Genomic DNA, 21,010 nt, shown 5'->3' on the forward strand with positions numbered 1-21,010 from the left:
TGCGGGACAGGGACGCAGGTGTTGCCCGATCGCTGTGTCGGCGCGGCGACTACTCGGGCGTTGCCTCAGACGTCTCCGCTGGGGTTTCGTCCGCTGGTGTTTCGTCCGGCGTCTCTTCGGTGCTCTCTTCTGCGGTGGCGGTTTCGGCCGGTGTCAATTCCATCGTGGGCGTTCCGGTCGCCGGTTCGCTTTCGCTGTCCGCTGCGGCATCTCCATCCGCTGCGGCATCTTCATCGGATTCCGCCGGCTCGTCGGACAGCAATCCGCTCAGACCGCTCAGACCACTACTGCCGGTGGTTCCGGTGGTTTCATCGGCGGATGATTTCAGTGCGGGGGTGTCGTCGACCGTGTAGTCGGCGTCGTCGGCGGTCAGCGGCGGGACGCCCAGGGAGTACATCGCGATGGCACAGACCAAGCCCCAGATGACCGCCGAAACGGCGGTGATCAGGGTGAACGTGTCGCCGGCTTTGCTGCCGAAGGCACTTTGACCGCCGGGGCCGCCCAGGGCGCCGGTCAATCCGCCACCCTTGCCGCGCTGGACAAGGATCAGCAGGATTAAAAACACCGAGAGGATGAACATCAGCCAGCCCAGTGCGGCGCTGCCGAGTGAACCCAGGATCAAGGTCTGATTGGTAAGCGTGGTCATTGCGAATCCGTTGTCTGTCTCTGGACGGTAGGGGGGCTGCTTGGATCAGCCGGCATTGATGATGGCGACGAAGTCATCCACTTTTAGACTGGCACCGCCGACGAGGGCGCCGTCAATATTCGGTTGGCCGAGCAATTCCTTGGCATTATCCGGTTTGACGCTGCCGCCGTACTGAATTCTCATCTGTTGTGCGACGTCCTCGGTGAACAGTTCGCCGAGCAGCTTGCGGATGAACGCATGCACTTCTTCGGCTTGTTCGGGCGATGCCGTTTTGCCGGTGCCGATGGCCCAGACGGGTTCGTAGGCGATCACGACGCCCGAGGCGCGGGCTTCATCGAGCCCTTCCAGCGAGCCGCGGAGTTGCGTTTCGACGACTGCTTCGGTGTTGCCGCTTTCGCGGTCTTCGAGCGTTTCGCCGACGCAGACGATCGGGACCAGGTTGCCTGCCAGCGCGGCGGCCAGCTTTTCGCTGATCTGGGCATCGGTCTCGCCCAGAATGGCGCGCCGTTCGCTGTGTCCCAGGATGACGTAGCGGCAGCCGCTATCGCACAACATGGCGGCGTTGACTTCGCCCGTGAAGGCACCGTCTTGGGCGGGATACAGGTTCTGTGCCCCCAGGCTGACGGCGGATCCGGCCAGCACGTCACCGACTCGGCTCAGGTAGACCGACGGCGGGCAGACAACGACTTCGACCGTCGGGTTTTCCCCGACGGCATCGGCGATGCCTTGGGCCAGTTGCGCGCCGCCTGCGGCGCGTGTGTTCATTTTCCAGTTTCCGGCGATAATCGTTCGGCGGCTCACGCTGTCTTCTCCGGCAAGGGTGAAAGGGTCTTTCCAAGGAGGGCGGCGAGCGACTTCAGTTGGCTCGCTAATTCGGCATATTGTTCGGGCAGCAACGCTTGCGGGCCGTCACTCTTGGCGACTTCCGGGCAATCGTGCACTTCGATGTGGACCCCGTCGGCACCGGCGGCCAAACCGGCCATGGCACAGGCGGGGATCAATTCCGGTTTCCCCGTGGCGTGCGAGGGGTCGACGATGATCGGCAGGTGGCTGAGTTGCTGGACCAGCGGAACGGCGGCGACGTCGAACAGGTTCCGCGTCGCCGGGTCAAATCCTTTCACGCCGCGCTCGCACAGCACCACGTTGGGATTGCCTTTGGACAAAATGTATTCGGCACACATCAGCAAGTCGGTCACGGTGGCGGACATGCCGCGTTTGAGCAACACCGGTCGCTGCGACGCGCCGACTTCATTGAGCAGCGCGAAATTCTGCATGTTTCGGGCCCCGACCTGCAGCATGTCGGCGTATTCGGACACCAATTCGACCAACCGCGGATCGGTCACTTCGGTCACGACCGGCATCCCATGGGCGTCGCCGACGTCGCGGAGTCGTTTCAGTCCGGCTTCGCCGAGTCCCTGAAACGCGTAGGGGCTGGTCCGCGGCTTGTAGGCGCCGCCGCGGAAAATGTTTGCACCGGCCTTGGCGACCTGTTCGGCGATCCGGTGCATGCGGTCTTCTTCTTCGACGCTGCACGGGCCGGCGATCATGCCGATGTTTCCGCCGCCGATCTTGACGCCACTGACATCGATCACGCTGGATTCGGGGTGGGCCTCCCGGGACGCCAATTTATAAGGCGGGAGCACCGGGACGACTTGTGCGACCCCCGGGATGGAACGTACCGATTCCACCACGATCTTGGATTCATCGCCGATGATGCCGATGATCGTCCGAAACGTGCCCCGCGACAGGTGCGCTTTCAAACCCATCGCTTCGACACGCTCGATGACGTGGTCGACTTGTTCGTCGGTCACTCCGCCCTTGAGAATCAGAATCACGGTGAATGGCTTCGAATGAAAATCGGGAGATCGGGCCGGGAAAGGGGAACGAAGCGGGAGAGTTTAGCGATCGGCAGTGCGGTTCGTCGAGGGCAAAGGATCGCCGCGGGCAAAGGGCGGGCCGTTTTCCAGCGATTTGGCCCCCCGGGCCCGAATTCCGGTGGCGATTTCCTGCCACGTGGCGGTCTACAGTGGCCTTGAATTTGCTAGAATGATGCCATTAGGGGCTCATGAGCCGCCCTCGTCTTCTCTTCATACCGGTTGCGATGGACCAGCAATTACTCCGCGGACGTGTTTCGGCTACCGAGCCGGTGCTTCGCAGTCGCTTACTGCCGCGAATTTCGTTTCAGTCGTTGTTGGTGCTGACCGCGCTTTCGGCGGTCGCGATTGCCGTCGTGTACGCCGCCGACCAGGGAGGCCCCTACGCCACGGCGGCGGCCGTCGGCCTGTTCTTTGCCCTCTGCATGTTCGTTTGTTCGGCGTTGATCTTCCTGCTCTCTTGGGCGGTCTCGTTTCTGCCGCGAGTGGCGGGGGGCACGGCCCTGGCCGTCGGCATCGCGCTGGCCCTGTCCCGATTGCTGGGAATCCCGCTGGGCGTGTTGTCCTTGTTGCAGGAAACGATCTGGTTGATCAATTTTCAAATCATCGGCTGGTTCTTGCTGCTCTATCCGTTCGGAACCCCCGACGATGCCGACGCCGCCAGCCCGTTTGCCGACGATCAGCTGCCGCCGCAGATTTTCGCACCGCGGGAGCCATCGAATTGACCCCCGCGAGGCCCTCCCGAATCGTTCTGATCCAGGCCCCGTCCGTTCCGCTGCTGACAGGCGTTCGGCGAATGCACGTGCCGCACCCCCGGTGCCAGCCGGTCGCCGGTCGACGCTGTGAAGCATTTTTTAGCGGCAGGGCGCAAGCCCTCCGGTGTGTTGGCAGAGAGGAAGAACCGGAGGGCTCGCGCCCTGCCGCTAAAACCTCTCGCAACACAGGGGGAAATTGCTTCACAGCGTTCGTCGCCGTGGTGCGGGCTGTAGTGCTGGCCCTGGGCCTCGCCGCCGCGTTGGCGACCTCCGCCACGGCCCAGTTCAGCGTTCCAGGCCCCCTGTCCACGCATCAAGTGGTGCTCCCCTACGCGGCCAACCCGACCGCCGGCGGCAGTGGGTTCGCCGGCGGCAGCGGGTTCACAGCGACGATTGAAGTGAGCAATCTGATGGGCGTCGGTTATCTCGGTGTGGACGCCACGCTGACGTCGACGCTGGGGCCGCTGACGGCGAATCGAGAGTTGACGATCCGGTTGACACCGATCGATCGCCATCTGCCTGCCGACCGTGCGATCGCGACGGAGTTTCCGCTGACCTTTCCGCAGGGGCAAACCCAGGTCGTGCTGTCACGATCGTGCCCGAAGTGGACGATCGGCAACTCCTATCGCATCGAAATCATCGAGGACGGGGCGCCGCTGAAACCCTACACCGCCGAAGTCGGCAGCCCCTTTCCCGGCTACGCGGTCCAGTCCCCCGAGACCGTGCTGTCCAACGAACTGATTTGCAATTTTGTCTTGGTCGACACGGTTGCCAAGCCGATCGCCAAACCGGCCGACGCGATCCCGTTCGATCCGCCGGGGCGGTCGGTGATTTCCGGGCGAAGTCCGTCGATGCAAACCGTGTCGCTGCAGCGGCTGCCGTCGGATTGGCGTCGGTTGCGTGACATCGATTGCATCGTGATTCAGGGTGACCGACTTCGACAGGTTGACCGACTCGACGCGCCGACGGCGGGGCAAGCCGGTGCAACGGCGACGGCGGAGCGTCAAGCGATCGAAGCGATCCGCGACTGGGTCTTGATGGGTGGGACGTTAGTCGTGCTGCAAGCCCCCGATGCGACCCAATTGGCTCGGTCGCTGCGGCTGAAGCTGCTGCAGCAAAAGGCAGAGGACGAAGGGTTCGCCGCGCTGATCACTTCGACCGTCTCGACGATGGACGATTCGTTGAAGCGATTTCGAGAGGCGCTGTCCCCGGTGTCCGGGCGATCGCAGAACACTCCGCTGCCGGTCGCTCCACGTGTGCTTTCCCTTCCCGTGGGCGATAGCAATTTGATGGGCGATAGCAATTTGATGGGCGAAAGTGATTCGATCGTCGGAAGCGATGTGATGGTGGTCTTGGGACCGAGCACGCGTGAACGCTTTTCCGAGACACAGCTTGCCGCGACCGAGAAATGGATCGAAGCGATGGAAGCGCGGATCGGAGCGTTTGATTCGGATTGGAAGCAAGGCTATCGACGGTCCGTCGGCGGTGGTCAGGTGGTGGGGGTCCCGGCCGAGTCGATCGATTCGCTGCTGGCCTTCGATCTGCTGGAAACGTTGGTCGGGTATCGGTGTTCGCCGATGCTCGCTCGCGGCGTCGATCCGATGATGGGCGACTTTCGTAGCCGGCGGTGGTTGATTCCGGGCGTCGCCGAACCACCGGTCTACACGTTCATGGGAATTTTGACCCTGTTCGTGTTGCTGGTCGGGCCGGTCGCCTATCGCTGGACGACGCGAGGCCATCGGTCCCATCTGATGTTTCTGATCGCGCCGGCGCTGGCGTTGGTCACGACTGCCGCGATGTTCGCTTACAGCATCGTGTCCGACGGGTTCGGAACCACCGTTCGTGTGCGGCAATTGACTTGGATCGACGGGGCCAGCGGCGATGCGATCGAACGGACCCGGTCGACCCTGTTTTCGGGGATCAGTCCCCGCGCGGGATTGCGATTCGCCGACGACGCCGAAGTGATGGCCTATCCCAATGGCGGCCGGCAGATGTGGCGGGATCTGCGCAGCGAAGTCGGCGAGGTGCGTTTGCACACCGACGTCGGCGCCGCTGACCAGCGGCTGGACGCCGCGTTTTTGCCGTCGCGCACCCAGACCCAGTTCGTCACCCATCAAATCCGCCGCGGCGTGGGGACTCTCTCGATCAATGGACTCCGGCCGTTCGACTCCTCCGGCCAAGTCCCCAATGCCCAATCGATTGAACTGTCCAGCTCGCTGCCGTTTGAACTCCGCGATCTGGTCGTTTGTTCGCCCGACGGTCGCTATTGGTCCGCCGCCAGAATCGGCGCCGGCGAAACCGCTTCGGCCGACTGGATCCCCAAGACCCAAGACGCGTCGAAGTTGTTGGGAAGCCTCTACACCCGGCATCGGCCGATCGGCGCGGTCTCCCAGTCGGGACGGTCGCAAGGCACCCGGCGGATCCGCGATCTGGTGCTCTTTGTCAACAAAGAGGTCAGCCGCAACGGGCTGGTCGTGACCGACGGCGTGTTCGAACACTGGCTCAACGACACCCTCTTCGTGCGTGGGGAATTGCCGCCGGGGATGTTCGTCGGCATCGCATCGCCCAGCCCGGACGTCGTTGCCATCGCGGATGCCGAGCAGGTCGCCAGCGTCCGCTATGTGCTGGGGACGTTGCCATGAGTTTCACCGACCAGGGGCCCGACGACCGCGGCGCCGCAGCCGGCCCGGCCGGCGAATCGACAGTCGGCGAACCGACAGTCGGCGAATCGGGGACACCGCGCGGGGGTGCCGAGACGACCGTCGGCCAACGCGTCGGTGTTCACACGGATGGGGCCGAGTGCATCGAGCTGCGTCGACTGCATCGTTTCTTCGGCGACACCCGGGCGGTCAACGACGTCACCTTTAGCGTCGGTCGCGGCCAGGTGTTCGGCTTCATCGGCCCCAACGGCGCCGGCAAAACGACCTCGATGCGGATCCTGGCGACGCTGGATTTGCCCAGCTACGGCGACGCCTTCGTCGACGGATTCTCCGTCGTCAACGATCCCGAACTGGTGCGCAAGCGATTGGGGTTCATGCCCGACGCCTTCGGCACCTATCGCGATGTGAACTGCCGCGAGTATCTGGATTTTTTCGCCCGGGCTTACGGTTTGGTGGGGCGTCAGCGGACCCAGCGGCTGCAGTGGGTGCTGGATTTTACCGGCACCGGCGGCATGGCCACCAAACCGATTCGCGGCTTGAGCAAGGGGATGAAACAGCGTCTGTGCCTCGGCCGCGCACTCGTGCATGACCCCGCCGTGATGATTCTGGACGAGCCCGCCGCGGGGCTGGACCCGCGGGCCCGCATCGAGCTGCGGCGGATGATTCGTGAACTGGCCGACCGCGGCAAAACGATCCTGATCAGCAGCCACATCCTGACCGAACTGGCCGAAATGTGCGACGCGGTGGGGATCATCGAACAGGGCAAACTGCTGGCGACCGGCAGCGTCGACCAGATCCAAAGCGAGACGCAAAACCAATCCGAGCTGACGCTCCGAATCCTGAATCGCCACGGCGAAATCACCGAGTCGTTGTCGCGTCTGGATGACCACATCGCGATCGACAACGTGATCCTGGACGGCCAATTCGTTCGCTTCGGCTTTAGCGGAAAACCGGAGGACCAGGCCGCCATCGTGACGCACTTTGTCACGCAAGGATTTCAAGTCGCCGAAGTCACCGCCCATAAGAAAAGTTTGGAAGACCTGTTCTTGCAAGTCACCGAGGGGTTGGTTCAGTGAGGTTTGAGTCTTGAGTCTTGAGTCTTGAGTCTTGAGTCTTGAGTCTTGAGTCTTGAGATTTGAGATTTGAGATTTGAGATTTGAGATTTGAGATTTGAGATTTGAGATTTGAGATTTGAGATTTGAGATTTGCTTCCTGATTTTTCTGCCCCCCATTTTTCTGCCATTTCCCACTCCTCCTCCCTGAATTTTCCGATGGCGACGATAGAGCACACGATCGAGAGCACGCCTGCCGACTCGGGGGCGGATTGGCTTGGCCGGCTGGATCGGTGGTGCGAGCGCGTGGGTGATGCGATCAATCCGATCTTGGTCAAGGAGACGCGACAGTCGCTCAAGAGTCGGCAGTTCGTCGTGACGTTTTCCATGATCCTGTTTGCGGCGTTGGCGTGGACCATTGCGGGCAGCCTGTCGTTGATGCCACGGATCTACACGACGCCGTCGGCGCCACGGATGATGATCGGCTATTACGCGGTGTTGGCGCTGCCGATGATGATGGTCGTGCCGTTGGCGGCGTATCGTTCCTTGGAGAGCGAGATCGACGACGGGACGCTGGAGTTGTTGTCGATCACCGCCCTGTCTCCCTGGCAGATCGTGATGGGGAAATTGGCAAGTGCTTCGCTGCAGATGGTGCTGTATTTTGTCACCTTGTTTCCCTGTCTGGCCTACGCGTATTCCTTGCGTGGCGTGGATTTGCCGACGACGCTGCTGATCGTCGCATCGTTGGCGGTGACCGGATTGCTGCTGACGGTGGTCGGATTGTTCTTTGCGCCGTTGGCGCGCGGTCGGTCCGGACGCGTGGCGACGATGTTGGTCCTGATCTTTATCCTCGTGCTTGCCGAATACGGCATCAGCTCGATGGTCGTCGGGATGATCCTGTACGGCAATCCGCTCTCGGCGCCGGCGTTGTTGTTCACGGTGCTGGCGACGTTTGCGCTGTCGGGATCGTTGGGGCATTTGTTGTTGACCGCCACGGCGGCTCAATTGACACCGGAAACGGAGAACCGTTCCACGTCGCTGCGTCTGTCGCTGCTCGTGCTGACGACGATCTGCGTCGCCACGATTGCCGCGGCCATGCTCGTGCTGGGCGATGACGGACTGCCGGTCTACATCGGCGGATTGTTCGTGATCGCCGGACTGTGGACCTTCTGCGGTGCGTTGATGGTGGGTGAGCGTTCGACCATCACACCGCGTATCCGACGAGAATTGCCGAGCAGTTTTCTGGGGCGATTGTGTTTGACCTGGCTGACACCGGGGCCGACGACCGGACTGGTCTTCGCCATCATCGGAATCTCGATTCTGGCGTCGATCCAATATGTGTCGTTGGACTGGGTGCTTCGAACGGCCAACGTCGGCGGTTCGATGCGGCGTCAGTTGCGACTGCTGTTGGGGGTGCCGGCGATTCTGTACCCGGCGTATCTGATCAGTTTTCTGGTTGCCGTTCGAGTGGTCATGTTCGCGGTCCGATTGCGCAACAATCCCCGCGTCGAAATCGGCTTGGCCGCCTTGATTGTCGTTGCCGTGATGGCCGCGCTGGTCCCGTATTCGTTGCAACTGCACTACAACGACTATCAACCGCTTACCTACGATTCGACCTGGCAGGTCACCAATTGGGCATTCACGATGGCGACGGCGGTGGAGCGAAGGCTACCGCCGGGCGTTGTCGGGCAGATCGTCGGCGCCGCCGTTTGCCTGTCGTTGCTTTCGTTTTTTGCCGCATGGCAGACGACGCGTCCACGCCGCATCGCCACGCCACAGCGGGTTCAGGAAGAGCTCAGCCGCCGCTAACGGGGTCGGCTTGCAATGCGTCTGGCCTGCAGCGCGGCGCCGGGCAGACTTGCCGCAAGCTGTGTTGCAGATCGGCCAATTGAAACGGCTTGGACAAACTCGCATCGGGCTTCCTGCCGGAGACCTGTTTGAGTTTTTCGATCTCGATCAACAGGCCGCTGCAAACGATGATCGGCAGGTCCGGGCAAATCGACTTGAGTTGTCGAAAGGTTTCCGCCCCGGAGAGATCGGGCATCATCAAGTCCAAGATGACCACGTCAAAGGCCTCCCCCCGCTGGACCCTCGCGATCGCCTCGCGGCCTCTGGAAACATCCGTCACGCGGTGGCCGATCGCTTCGAGACTCAACTTGGCCACGCGACGCACCTCGTCGTCATCGTCAACCAGCAAGATCGCCCGCTCGACATCGTCGATGCGGAGCAACGCGACACGTTCGACAGGCTCTTCGGTGGGTGTGGGAAAACGGGTCGCGGTTGGATTCAGGGGCGTGGTGGCGTCACGCTGTGTCTCGACCGCCGCCGCAGCCGCCGCAGCCGCAGCAGCCGGCGCAGCAGCAGCCGCAGCCGGCGCCTCCGCCGCAGCCGGCAACAGGATCGTGAAGACACTCCCCTGGCCCCGCTCGCTTTGGCAATCAATCGATCCGCCGTGTTGGTTGATCACGCCATAAGAAAGTGCCAGCCCCAATCCGGTGCCTTCACCGACTTTCTTGGTGGTGAAGAACGGCTCGAAGACACGGGCCCGGGTTTCGTGGTCCATACCGTGGCCATCATCGCGCACTCGGGCACGTGCATACTCCGCCCCCTCGGCGTCGACGAAGCGATCGGTCTGCAAGACGATCGTTCCGGTTTGCCGGCCCAAGGCGTCGTGCGCATTGAACAAAAGATTCAGCAACACCTGCTCCAATTGAGCATGGTCAAACCGACACGGTGGCAGCCGCGGGCTCAATTGCATGGTCACGACCACGTCGGGTGACAGCGACGTCTTGGCCAGCAACACCGCCTCTTCGACGACCTCATTGAGATGACCGACTTGCAAGTCAAGATTGGTCTGGCGGGTGAAGCCGAGCAGCGAGCGGACCAGCTTGGTCGCCTGTGCGGTGCAGCGGCGGGCGGACGCCAGACAGTGTCCGGGCTGGTCTTCGTCACGGGATCCCCCGATGTCGATCAATTCCAAGTTCGATGCGATCGCGGCGAGCAGGTTGTTGAAATCGTGTGCGACGCCGCCGGCGAGTCGACCGAGCGCGTCCATTTTCTGACTCTCCATCAACTGAGACTCCAGCCGTCGGTTGGTTCGCACCGTCCGCTGCAACCTCAGCCACAGCGTGGCAAAGCAGAGCATGCCCACCATCCCCACGACCGCGATCAACGCCAGTGCCGAGATCCCTGCCGAACGTGACAATTGCCACCAACGCGAAAGGACCTGCACTCCACCGGTCCCCTCGAGTTCGACGATGAACTCGGGGGAAAAATCTTGCTCCAGCTCGGTGATCCCGGGCGGCGCCGCGGAAACCATTCCCGTGACCGCGACACGACGCACGTTCTCCAACGACAGATCCTGCCAGGTCGCATCGTCAACCTTCAGGGTCGCCGCGAATTCCGTCTCGCCGTCACGGAGCATGATGATTCGCTCGTCGTCCTGGCTGAGTGAAAAGATGAAATCGGCTTCGATCGTCGCACGGTAGGGAAGCAGCGACAGTTCAACGGATTGAGCCTCGTCACGCTGCGGCGGCGGAACGGTCTGAAAGGCCCTGGAGTGAAGCGAGATGGCTTGGAAGGCGTTCGCCCCCCGGCGGCGCAGTGTCACATCCACCAAGTGCCCCACCGCATCTCCGCGGGCCATCGCGGTGTCGATAAAAATCCCCGTGCCCTCGGATTCAATCAAGTAGCCTTCGCCCACCGCCACCGATGTGATTTGACCGCTGGTCCGATACAGCCCCCCGACGAGCGAGCCGGCGGTGCGAAGCTGCTCGATCGTCCTGACCTCGGTGCCGGCGACCGGATCGGTCTCACCCACTTGCCGAAGGGGCTGCAGCGGGGGATCGAATTCGTTCATCTCCACGACATAACGACTCGGCTGTTTGTCAGCATCCATCTCGCAGATCAACGTCCCTTCGATCGCCACTTCGCTACCGATCCACCGGGTCCATTCAAAGACGGCGTTCTCTTCGAAGCGGTGAACCAGAAACGAGGTGTCACCCGACGAGCAGGAAGCGATCCAGAGGTCACCGAAACGTGCGACCTCCTGCACCGTGCCGGTTGTCTTGACCCGATGCGACCAGCGACTGCCGAGGGTCAGGTCTTCGATGCGAAACGATTGCGCTTCGACAGGCTCGACGACCTCGGAGACTTCGATCGTTTCGACCTGCACAAAATGGCCGTCCACGACCAACCGCCCCACCACACGGATGCGAGTGCCGGGCCGCAGTCGACTGTGACGCTCGAAATGGACGAACGGAACGGACAGGTAGATCGCGCTGTGTTGATCCCGCACAAACACGGCTCGGTCACGCACGTCCCAGTAGTTGACCCAGACCTCAAAATCGACCGGAACCGTTTCGACGTCCGTTCGCCCATAGTGCCGTTTTAAATCCAACAGGCTGCCGATGACGTCGCCGGATGAATCGTCGATCTGGCCGCCGACACGATCCTGCGCGGCGACCAGGCCCTGCGCGGCGGCCAGCCCCTGCTCGGCGGCCAGTCCCTGCTCGGCGGCCAGTCCCTGCTCGGCGGCCAGTCCCTGCTCGGCGGCCAGTCCCTGCTCGGCGGCCAGTCCCTGCTCGGCGGCCAGTCCCTGCTCGGCGGCCAGTCCCTGCTCGGCGGCGAAAATCGCCATCGCCAGACACGTCACCGTCAAGGTGCCGAACAAAACGGGTCGATCCATCGGTGCGGACGGCATGGCAGGCAAGTCCCGGTTAAACGATCTCGGGAACTTCGTAGCCCTTGCGATACTGGCGACGGAGCAACCCGTTGGCGACGTCGGCGTCGGAGCCGACAAACTGTTCCGTCTGCGGATCCAGCGACAACAGCGGGCTGAGTTTGATCTCGCGGCTGTCGAGTTTCAGGTCATGCGCGGCGAGATGTTCATCCATTTCGCCCAGCAACGCGTCCCACTGGTCCAGCTTGACCTCGCCGGCCAGTTCACGGCTAAAGCTCTCGCCCGCCTGGAACGCGACGTTGGCCAAATTGCACCACCCGGTGCTGTCGTTGCCGACGGCGACTTCGGCGTTCAGCAGGCTGCGGTCTCGGGCACGGACGGCATCGATAAAGTTCTGTTGATGCAGAACGTCACCATTCCCTTTGAATTCTTTGATCTTTTTCCCGTCATTGTCGTACGCTGCGGCGCGACCGCGCTGGCCCTCGAAACGGCCGCCTTCGCAGAACGCCATGTAGCCGCTGGCAGGGCCCGGATGCGAGGGGCTTTTTCTGCCGCCGGGCTGGGACGGCAAGTTGCTCAGCCCGATCACCACCGGGATCGATCCGGTATCGAAATAGGCGAAGTGCACGTTGGGCGTTTCACCCGCGTCGTTAAAGACGACTCGACCGCCGCCGCCCAGGACTCGTCGGGGCAGCGCCACGCTGTCTTGGAAAATGTTGTTGCGACAATCGTCCAGAACGTGGACGCCCCAGTTGCCCATTTCGCCGCTGCCGGTGTTCCAATCCCAGTGCCAATCGTAGTGCAGTTTTTCGCGGTAGAGGGGCTCATCGGCGGCCGGTCCCAGCCACAGGTCGTAGGCGACGTTCTTTTCGATTTCCAGCGGCGTGTCACGTTTGCCGATCGAGGGGCGGACGCCGTAGCGATTGACCCGCGCGGCTTGAATTTCCCCGAGCGCCTTTTCTTCGTGCAAGAACCGCTTGATTTCGGCCTGCATCGGGTCGCTGCGCTGCTGCGTTCCGATTTGGCAAATCTTGTTGTACTTGCGTGCCGCCGCGACCGTCTGACGGCCTTCCCACTGGCTGTGCGACAGCGGTTTTTCGACGTACACGTCCTTGCCGGCTTCCATCGCCCAGATCGCAGCCAAACAGTGCCAGTGGTTGCACGTCGCGATGACCACGGCATCGATCGAGGGGGAATCGATCAGCTCGCGCAGATCCGCCCAGCCCTGGGCTTTGGGGAACCGTTGTTTGGCCGCCCCCAATCGATTTTCGTCGACGTCGCACAGCCCGGCGATGTTGACGCCCTCGACTTTCCCGAATTGCCCCATCAGCCCGCCGGCACGTCCGCCGCAGCTGATGAATCCGAGGTTGATTTCGTCGTTGGCGTTGGCGGCCCGCAAGCTGCGGCCGGGAAGCGAGGACGTCACCGCAACTGCGGCGGCGGCGGACGCGGTCGAACCGACAAACTGGCGGCGGGTTAGTCTGGTCATCTGGAGTTCACTCTGCAAAATTCAAGAGGAGGAGTCACGGTCGTGCGGCGGGGCAACGACGGTGATCAGGGGCGGATCGTCGTCGCGATATGATAACCGCTGCGGCCCGGTCGCTGGCAGCCCGTGCCGATAAATCGACCGGGGTTTCCCGGAGATCGGCTGAAACCGAATGCATCGACCCCGTAAATCAATTCCATTCGCCACCGGCACCACAAAACCATGCCAGCGGTTGGTGCAAAAACAGCGCCCCTCCGGTTTTCTCGCCCGCCGCACCCCACCGCCAATGCGTGTCCCCAGCCGACGCACCTCCCCCCAACGAATCCTTGCTCGCATGCTCCTGCAATAGAGACGGCCTCTGTGGAGCTGCTTGGTCGCCCCCTGTGTGGTTGCGGTCCTTTGAGAAACCAGGATAATTCGAAGAACACTTATCGCCGAGCCGGGGATCATGCCGCCCCATTCTTGTCCACCCGGCCTGCGAGACCAGGTGATAAACAAGTTCTGGCACGAAGTGACATCGTACTCGTGCTCAGGCGCCAGCCGGTACTTGTACTCCTACTCGAATCGGGTCACCAATGACCGAACCAATCTTCGACCACGATCGACTCGACGTTTATCGCCTCTCGATCGATTATGTCGCATCATCGTTCTCGCTTGCCAAGGATCTCAACGGTTGCCATCGACACGCTCGGGATCAGTGGCTTCGTGCCGCTCAATCGATTCCGCTCAACATCGCCGAAGGGAACGGAAAACGCAGCCTGAAGGATCGGAGTCGTTTTCTGGACATCGCTCGTGGGTCGGCGCTCGAATGTGTTGCGATTCAGAATGTTCTCGCTGCAACGGACGGACTAAACGCTGGATCCCACGCAGACTTGAAACGATTGCTCCATCGGATCGTCTCCATGTTGACTCGGCTGATAGCGCGTTCGGCGACCGTCGCCGAACTACCGGCGGAGTACAATGCTGGAGTCGAGTACGAGTACCGCGATGCTGAGTACGAGTACAAGTACGATGAAGGCCGGAAGCCAGAACCAAGAATTGCACCAAAGGACGCGGCGCCGTTTTTCTCCAAATCATTGTCCACCGCGCATCCTCGGTGAATTCAACCGTTCGCGCTGCGGACCGACGCCTGACGACAGCGTCCACTTTTTCTTTTGTGTCTTCTCGCGTTTTTTGTGGCAATTGATTCGCCGTCGTTGGACCGTGACCGGAAGGACACCCACCGGATTTTGTCAGAGCTCTGTTTCCTGGGATTCGCATTTAATGTCTCGGTTGGATAGGTGCGCGGTCGACTCGACCGACGAAAACAAACCGACACCCGAAATGGAGACTGCTCCGTGTTTGCCGAATCCAAAGGGATCCATGGAGCGGATTTGGCTGGCGGGGCGATGTGTCTTAGGCCCGGAGGGCCGGTAGAGTGTTTGCCGGTGGCATCAGCCACCGGGGGTGGATTCAAAGGAATACCCAAGGCCCAGCGGGCCGACACAATGCCCGGGCTTCGAGTGGCCCGGGAGACCCATTGTGCCGGCCTTCCAGGCCTCAGCAAATCTGTATCTTCCGATACCGGTGGCTGACACCACCGGCAAGCATTGTGCCAGCCCTCCAGGCTTCATCCCGACTCCAGAAAAAAGTCGGTACAGCAAGGGGAGTGAAATTTTCCCAGGCCATTCCGATCGAGTACATTGGCAACCAGCGACGTCGGCTCGGGCTGTCGTCATGGCCGGACGCGCGCATCATGTGTGCACCGCAGTCGCCGAGTTGAGTTGATTTTTGAGTTCTGGTCGATCGCGCCGACGTGGTGACCACCGCCGTTATTTGCATTGAAGAACGGAGACTGCATCGTGCGTCAGGCTTTTACTTGGATTGCCGCCGCCAACGTTGCTCTGATTTTAAGCTCAATCGCAAAGGGAGAGCCACCCACGCCTGTAGCAGAGAAGGGGCTTCGCATTGGAATGGAGTTTGATACGGCTAAATCGGTATTGAAGAGCGTCGGTGCAAAACGCGTTGAAGAAGATCAGGCAGTAGGGTATATGCCGCGACAATCACGCTCGGAACCTTTGTATGGCAGACACCTTTACCTAATTGATGAAGGAGTGCGTCTGACGGTCGCCGTCGACTTGGAGACAAAAAAGGTGCCGGAAATCGATCTTAGGTTGATTGCGAGAGACCGCTTTGGTCGGCCAACCTACTTTATGGCGAGTTGCAGCAAGGTGACGTTCCACTCCGATGGTAGTTATTCGGTCAGGTTCCCTGGTCCGCGATCTCTGCCGGTGGAACATGATGACGGCGAATAACCAATAAGAATTTGACATCGCGTGAATGACGAGCGGTGTCTCTCTCTGTTCCCTGTTTTGCAACGCGTGATCAGCCCCAGCACCGTGCGGTGATGGGGCGGCATGCGTTGGTGGTACTTGGCGATGTAACCGGGGGCAAACGTTCGCAGTGCATCGGCGACGGTGAAATCCGTCGCCTCAGCCATCGTGAGCATCGACCGGCCAGACTTCTTACTACCGGCAAACAACTCGTTGATGATCTTTCGCGAATCCGCTTCGGCCGTCTCGGTCAAATGCAGATTGATCATCGTCTCGAACGTAACCGTAGACCGTTCGATCGGCCATTCCAGCCAATCGGAGGTCCTCGATGAGTTTGTTGTGCCATTTTCCATCCAGACTCCATCACCTATGGCAACGAGGTCGAATGGTTTCCTGAGGAATCCAAAGACGAATCCGACGCTGCACACGCTCACGCCGTTGCTTGGGAGTCGAGCGTCTTGGGATGTTTGAAGTGCACCACTGAGATCAAGACGCGGTTTGCACCGCACGGGAAACAAGTGGGATAGGCTTCCAGCCTGTCGACGCTGGAATGACAGGCTGGAAGCCTATCCCACTCGCTCGATCTGTCTCGCATTTTCCTACCTTCCTGCTGCGTTCTGTGGGTCGGAAAAACGACTTGCCGGCAGTGATCGCTACCGATTTTCCGGTCGGTCTTTGGGGTTCCATTGAGCGGGAGGCTGAACACGGCGGGGTGTCGGGATTTGCTGCGACCCCGTTCGGGGTCGAGGGGAGGATCGAGGGCGTGGTCCGGAGGTGGCGCTGCGCTGACCTCCGGCTACTCGCTGCAATCCCTCCGGGATAGCTTGGGCGCGGCAATGGGTGGAGGGTTTTCGCACTTGGTACGACTGGTCGTGCGAAACGTGAGCGAGAAAGTGCAAAGGAACCGGAGTCGGCCCCACTGCCCGGCATCGAGCTTGAGTTCGCCTGGGGCTGAGAAACTGGCGACGTCTGACAGGATCCGTTCTAATCCGCTTTTCTGGCCGGCCCACCTGAGGGGCGACAACGCTCTGGCACACGATGGATCCCCGTTCCTCCGCATGCGCGGGGCGATCGCAATTCGTTCGTCGACGGAAGATCGAGGCGTTATCTACTTTGCAGCGCAATCTGGTCGATCTCCTGCCCACCTCGGATGACTCGCGTGATGTCGATTGTTTCCGCCGTCACGAAATAGAGAACGACATAGTCGCCGAATCCGTTCACTAATTTGGCACGAAGGCCTTTGGCTTCTGGACGTGTAATTGGCACCACACCGCCAGCTTCCGGATACTGACACAACATCTCGACAGTCGCTTCGATCGCATCCAGAATACGCAGGGCTGAATCGAGATTTGACTCGGCAATGTATCTTGAGTGTCCGGCGATGTCGTCAATGGCAAGCCGCCTACGGTGTGGCACTTTGCGTTCAGGCATTCAAGTTCCGTGTTTTGATTTTAACTCTGCACGGATCGCTTCGATTTCATTTCCATTCCATGGCTCACTTGGGCCACTCTCCAATCCTTCGATCGCGAGCTTTTCTACTTCGGTCTGGCGCTCAGATATTCGCAGGATGAATTCCGATACGAATTCGTTGACGTCTTCATAGCCGCCGATCTTCGCGCGTTCCGCGATTGCTGACATTACAGGGGCGGGTAGATTGACACTGATCGTAGACATTTGTTGCTCCCAGGGAACTTGAACCACCTCATTCTACACCATGGCTGCCGTTCAGTTAGGCTCGATCCCTTTCGCATTTTCCTACCCGAAATCTTCCTACCTTCCTGCTGCGTTCTGTGGGTCGGAAAAACGGCTTGCCGACAGTGATCGCTACCGATTTTCCGGTCGGTCTTTGGGGGGCCATTGAGCGAGAGGCTGGACACGGCGGGGTGCCGGGATTTGCTGCGACCCCGTTCGGGGTCGAGGGGCGGAATTGGGGCGTGGTCCGGAGGTGGCGCTGCGCTGACCTCCGGCTACTCGCTGCAATCCCTCCGGGATAGCTCGGACGCCGCGATGGGTGAAGGTTTTTCGATTGGTACGACTGGTCGTGCGATAGGCGAAGAAGAAGGTGCAAAGGAGGCCGAGTCCGAAGCGGACCGTTGGGGGCACTTGCCTTGGGCGTTGCATGCCCTGCGACACGACGATTGCAGTTGTCTGGCGTTCAATCGGCGTTGATTTCGTTGATCAACTTGCGCAGCTTGCCGAGGCTGCGGCGGTTGAAGTGGAACACCAACCGCGGCAGACCTGCCAGGTCCGGTTCGCCGGCTTCTTCGGCCAGGGCCTTGCATTGTTTGAAGCAGCCGTCGACCAGGATGCCGGAATATTCGGTCTGGATCTTTTCCATCTTCTCTTCCGACAGGCTTTCCTTGAGCCGGAAAACCAGGCGGTCGCGGACGTAACGCATGCTGTGGTAGCGGCGATAGAATCCGAGGATCTCTTCAATCGCCACGTCGACATCATTGGTGATCCGGTAGAGCGCGACGTCGTCGGGGCTGATCATGCCGCCGCCGAGCAATTGTTTGTCGATGAATTTGCCCAGATCGCTCCAGTAACTTCCTTGGGGATGATCCAGCAGCACCAGCGGAAGCATCGTTTGCTTTCCGGTTTGCATCAGCGTCAACGTTTCTAAGGCTTCGTCCAGCGTGCCGAACCCACCGGCGCAGCAGACGACGGAGCTGCATTCTTTGACGAACATCAATTTTCGCGTGAAGAAATACTTCATCGTGACCAGTTTCGGGTCGCCTTCGATCACGTCGTTGGCGCCCTGTTCAAAGGGCAGCATGATGTTCAGCCCCATCGACGCGTCTTTGCCGGCACCGACGTGGCCGGCTTCCATGATGCCGCCCCCGGCGCCGGTGATCACCATCCAGCCGTGCTCGGCCATCCGCCGCCCCAGTTGGACCGCTGACTGATAATCGGGGTGATCGGGTTGGGTGCGGGCCGAGCCGAAAATCGTCACCTTGCGGCGGCGGCGGTAGGGACGAAAGACCTTGAAGGCATAACGCAGTTCCAGCAGCGTCCGGGACAGGATTTTCAGATCACCGCGGGACGTCCGGTCTTTCTCCAGTCTGGCAATCGTCGAACGCATCTCGTCAAACAGATCCGAGCTTTCGACCTCGGGGACCGACGAGATCGGTTCATCGGCCGGTTGCGGCCGTTCGAGTTCGCATTCACCGATCGCCTCGGGCGGCAAGCGTTCCGGATCCGTTGGAGTGGGTTGCATCTGCGTTTGTCCGTCAAACAGGGGGGCTCAGTAGCCGGCTCACGCGGCCGCGCTGCTTTCTGTCTCTTCTTCTTCGTCATCGTCGCTGTCAGGGCGAATCGAAAGCAGTTTGGCGATCAGGATCGCCAGTGGCGCGGCGCCGAAACTGAGCAACGCGCCCATCTTGACCGAGTCCTGTGTCGCCCCGGGAATCTTGAATGCGGCCACCGAAACGAACAGCGCGACCGTGAACCCGATGCCGGCAACCATACCGAGTGTGACGACATGGCGATAATCCATTCCGGCCGGTTTCTGCAACCGAAACCCTTTTTCGGCCAGCAACGTCATCGCCGTGATCCCGACGGGCTTGCCGACCAGCAGTCCGGCCAACACCAGCCAAGTCCCCGTCCCGACGCTGCTGAGCACGACGCCGGCATTGGCCAGTCCGAACAGCCCCAAAATACATTCGACGGGGGTTTTCCAGAAGTGCTCGAATTCATTCAGCGTGTCGTCACGCTTTAGCTCCTCCTTGGCGAAAATCCCCAGGTCCGACACCGCGCTGGGAAGCAACGGGATGATCGGCACCAAACCCAACGCGGGGTGAATGTGCGCCAGGTAGAACGAAAACCACGACAGCACGCCGGGCCCCAACATGTAGAACCAGTGAGAATGAATCTTCAGTTTTCGCAGCAGCCAGGCCAACGCCATTGCCGCAGCGGTCAACAACAACCAAATCGGTTCGATCGGCGCCGACGGATAAAAGATCGCCAAAATCATCAAACCGGCGGCATCGTCGGCGATGGCCAGCAACAGCAAGAAAGCGATCGCCGGGTGCCCGGGGCCAAAAATCAATCGGGCCACCAGGTAACTGAATGCGATATCGGTCGCACACGGCACCGCCCATCCCTGTCCCAGTTCGGCCTGGGTTCCCGTCGCGTAGGCACCGGCCAGATAAAACAGCGCCGGACCGACAATGCCGCCAAAGGTCGCCAGCAACGGCGTCGCCGCTTTTCGCGGATTGGACAGCGCCCCGCCGGGCAACAACGATTCCCAAACCTCTTTGGCCGCGATGGCAAAGAACAGTGCCATCAACACATCGTTGATCAAAAAGCTGAGCGAATACCAATGGTGGCCGCTGTCAGCATGGCTCTCATCACCGTGTTCGCCTTCACCGTGCTCGGTTGACTCGGTCGTCGCGCCATCTGCCGACGCGGCTTGCCCCGATTCCACCGCCTGCGGCAACGCGGCGTTGGCGTCGATCGAAACGGGGGTGGGGGAGTGGTGTTCGCCACCTCCCCACAGATTTCGGACGTCGTAATGAATGAAATCGTGGTAGCTGGAGCTGCCGCTTCGGTCGGCCAGGTTGGCCCAGATCAAAGCCGCAACGGCCCCGATCACCAGCAGGAGAGAATTGTCGATCAGGAAGCGGATCACGCCGCCCTTTGAAGTTTCGTGCCCGGACATGGACCGTGCGAATCTCTGGTTTGGATAGGAGGGGTGGACTGCGATGGCTTTTCTGCCGGATGGCCGCCGACGCCAATCTGCGGAATGGTACCGATTGTGTTTCTTTTTGGTGACCCCAGGTGAATCGGTAACATCGCTGCTGGCAGCCCGCTTGGTTGGGTGAACCGCGTTTTTTGCGACCCTGAATCCACCCCGAGAACCACGCGAGGCCGTGCCATGAACGAAGATCAGCTTGAAAACCCGGTGTTGGGCTACGTGGTGATTGCCGTCGCCCTGGTCGTCGGCATGCTTTCGGCAACCGTTTTCGGCCAGGGAGCGGGCCACCAGGGAATGGAGAAATTGTCTGCGGTGCATCCAAAAACCAGCGCCGTCGCGAGCACGGTAAAAACCCATCGGGGCGATCCTCTCGCGGCGAACCCATCCAGTGCGGCAAAGTTTCACACCCCGGCGAACCGTCAATCCACCTCTCCGGTGCGCGGTTCAAACGGCCGAGACGACGCGTCGCGCCATTGGATCTTGGGCGTTCGTTCCACGCCGACGGCGGCCGGATGCGTGGTCAGCGACGTCCTGCCCGGCAGCGCTGCCCAGCGTTGCGGGCTTGTCGCGGGCGACCGGATCCTGACCGTCGGCGGCCAACAAGTGGGCTGGCTGGGGGATCGACTGATCCGCCTGGACCAAGCCGTGGATTCTGCCCCGTCGCGGCAGACCCGTTTGCTGGTCCAACGCCGCGGCTCGGGCGTGATTCAACCGGTGCGGGTGACGTTGCAGACGCTGTTTGAATGCTTGGGGCACTGATTGGCCACCGAATCCATCGGACCACAAACGGTGGAACATGGCCGGCGAGGGGACGCTATATGGATTGCGGCGAGTTTGCGGGTGCTGCG

General features: G+C 61.0%; 16 protein-coding genes. 7 read left to right on the plus strand and 9 right to left on the minus strand.

The features are described from left to right. Positions 1-49: 49 nt before the first annotated feature. From secG to aroF, 3 genes are read right to left on the minus strand one after another with little or no spacing between them, the layout of a single operon-like run. Entirely contained in the window at positions 50-646 is a 597-nt protein-coding gene (gene secG, locus Enr13x_RS07340; RefSeq protein WP_145385398.1) for a preprotein translocase subunit SecG, read from the minus strand. 45 nt (positions 647-691) lie between these two features. After that, the gene (gene tpiA / locus Enr13x_RS07345; RefSeq protein WP_145385399.1) at positions 692-1,447 is read right to left on the minus strand and encodes a triose-phosphate isomerase; all 756 of its coding nucleotides are present in this window, start codon (positions 1,445-1,447) and stop codon (positions 692-694) included. Beyond that, a complete protein-coding gene (gene aroF / locus Enr13x_RS07350; RefSeq protein WP_145385400.1) occupies positions 1,444-2,481 on the minus strand; it encodes a 3-deoxy-7-phosphoheptulonate synthase in 1,038 nt (345 codons plus the stop codon). Before aroF ends, tpiA begins: the two co-directional genes overlap by 4 nt. Positions 2,482-2,747: 266 nt before the next feature. Here aroF and Enr13x_RS07355 point away from each other — a divergent pair, with 266 nt between their 5' ends. The 4 genes from Enr13x_RS07355 (at position 2,748) to Enr13x_RS07375 (ending at position 8,796) form a co-directional block, all read left to right on the plus strand. After that, the gene (locus tag Enr13x_RS07355) at positions 2,748-3,245 is read left to right on the plus strand and encodes a hypothetical protein (protein WP_145385401.1); all 498 of its coding nucleotides are present in this window, start codon (positions 2,748-2,750) and stop codon (positions 3,243-3,245) included. Between the two features lie 248 nt (positions 3,246-3,493). Further along, complete coding sequence (locus Enr13x_RS07360) at positions 3,494-5,917, plus strand: hypothetical protein (protein WP_145385402.1); 2,424 nt, start codon at positions 3,494-3,496, stop codon at positions 5,915-5,917. Next, positions 5,914-7,011, plus strand: coding sequence for an ABC transporter ATP-binding protein (locus tag Enr13x_RS07365; RefSeq protein ID WP_145385403.1), 1,098 nt, complete (start codon positions 5,914-5,916; stop codon positions 7,009-7,011). Before Enr13x_RS07360 ends, Enr13x_RS07365 begins: the two co-directional genes overlap by 4 nt. Before the next feature lie 195 nt (positions 7,012-7,206). Next, entirely contained in the window at positions 7,207-8,796 is a 1,590-nt protein-coding gene (locus Enr13x_RS07375; RefSeq protein WP_231744145.1) for an ABC transporter permease, read from the plus strand. Here Enr13x_RS07375 and Enr13x_RS07380 read toward each other — a convergent pair. After that, on the minus strand, positions 8,783-11,689 hold the full coding sequence (locus Enr13x_RS07380; RefSeq protein ID WP_145385404.1) for an ATP-binding protein: 2,907 nt from the start codon (positions 11,687-11,689) through the stop codon (positions 8,783-8,785). The genes Enr13x_RS07375 and Enr13x_RS07380 overlap by 14 nt on opposite strands. A 16-nt stretch (positions 11,690-11,705) precedes the next feature. Further along, positions 11,706-13,157 carry a Gfo/Idh/MocA family protein gene (locus Enr13x_RS07385; protein ID WP_145385405.1) on the minus strand — a complete coding sequence of 484 codons (1,452 nt, stop codon included), beginning with the start codon at positions 13,155-13,157 and terminating at the stop codon, positions 11,706-11,708. A gap of 572 nt (positions 13,158-13,729) precedes the next feature. Between Enr13x_RS07385 and Enr13x_RS07390 the strand changes: the two genes are divergently transcribed. Both Enr13x_RS07390 and Enr13x_RS07395 read left to right on the plus strand, forming a co-directional pair. Beyond that, positions 13,730-14,254, plus strand: a complete 525-nt coding sequence (locus Enr13x_RS07390; protein WP_145385406.1) for a four helix bundle protein — start codon at positions 13,730-13,732, stop codon at positions 14,252-14,254. A 741-nt stretch (positions 14,255-14,995) separates the two neighbouring features. Then, positions 14,996-15,448, plus strand: a complete 453-nt coding sequence (locus Enr13x_RS07395; protein WP_145385407.1) for a hypothetical protein — start codon at positions 14,996-14,998, stop codon at positions 15,446-15,448. A gap of 1,122 nt (positions 15,449-16,570) precedes the next feature. Here the strand turns inward: Enr13x_RS07395 and Enr13x_RS07400 are convergent. From Enr13x_RS07400 to Enr13x_RS07415, 4 genes are all read right to left on the minus strand, one after another. Further along, entirely contained in the window at positions 16,571-16,897 is a 327-nt protein-coding gene (locus tag Enr13x_RS07400) for a type II toxin-antitoxin system RelE/ParE family toxin (RefSeq protein ID WP_145385408.1), read from the minus strand. After that, positions 16,898-17,140 (minus strand): ribbon-helix-helix domain-containing protein, encoded by a 243-nt coding sequence (locus tag Enr13x_RS07405; RefSeq protein WP_145385409.1) that lies wholly within the window; start codon positions 17,138-17,140, stop codon positions 16,898-16,900. Positions 17,141-17,621: 481 nt separating this feature from the next. Beyond that, positions 17,622-18,683 (minus strand): LOG family protein, encoded by a 1,062-nt coding sequence (locus tag Enr13x_RS07410; RefSeq protein ID WP_145385410.1) that lies wholly within the window; start codon positions 18,681-18,683, stop codon positions 17,622-17,624. A 39-nt stretch (positions 18,684-18,722) separates the two neighbouring features. After that, positions 18,723-20,126 (minus strand): Na+/H+ antiporter NhaA, encoded by a 1,404-nt coding sequence (locus tag Enr13x_RS07415; protein WP_197455859.1) that lies wholly within the window; start codon positions 20,124-20,126, stop codon positions 18,723-18,725. A 216-nt stretch (positions 20,127-20,342) separates the two neighbouring features. Here Enr13x_RS07415 and Enr13x_RS07420 point away from each other — a divergent pair, with 216 nt between their 5' ends. Next, positions 20,343-20,921 (plus strand): PDZ domain-containing protein, encoded by a 579-nt coding sequence (locus tag Enr13x_RS07420; protein ID WP_145385412.1) that lies wholly within the window; start codon positions 20,343-20,345, stop codon positions 20,919-20,921. Positions 20,922-21,010: the final 89 nt, after the last annotated feature.

The organism is Stieleria neptunia, assembly GCF_007754155.1.
Taxonomy (GTDB): Bacteria; Planctomycetota; Planctomycetia; order Pirellulales; family Pirellulaceae; genus Stieleria; species Stieleria neptunia.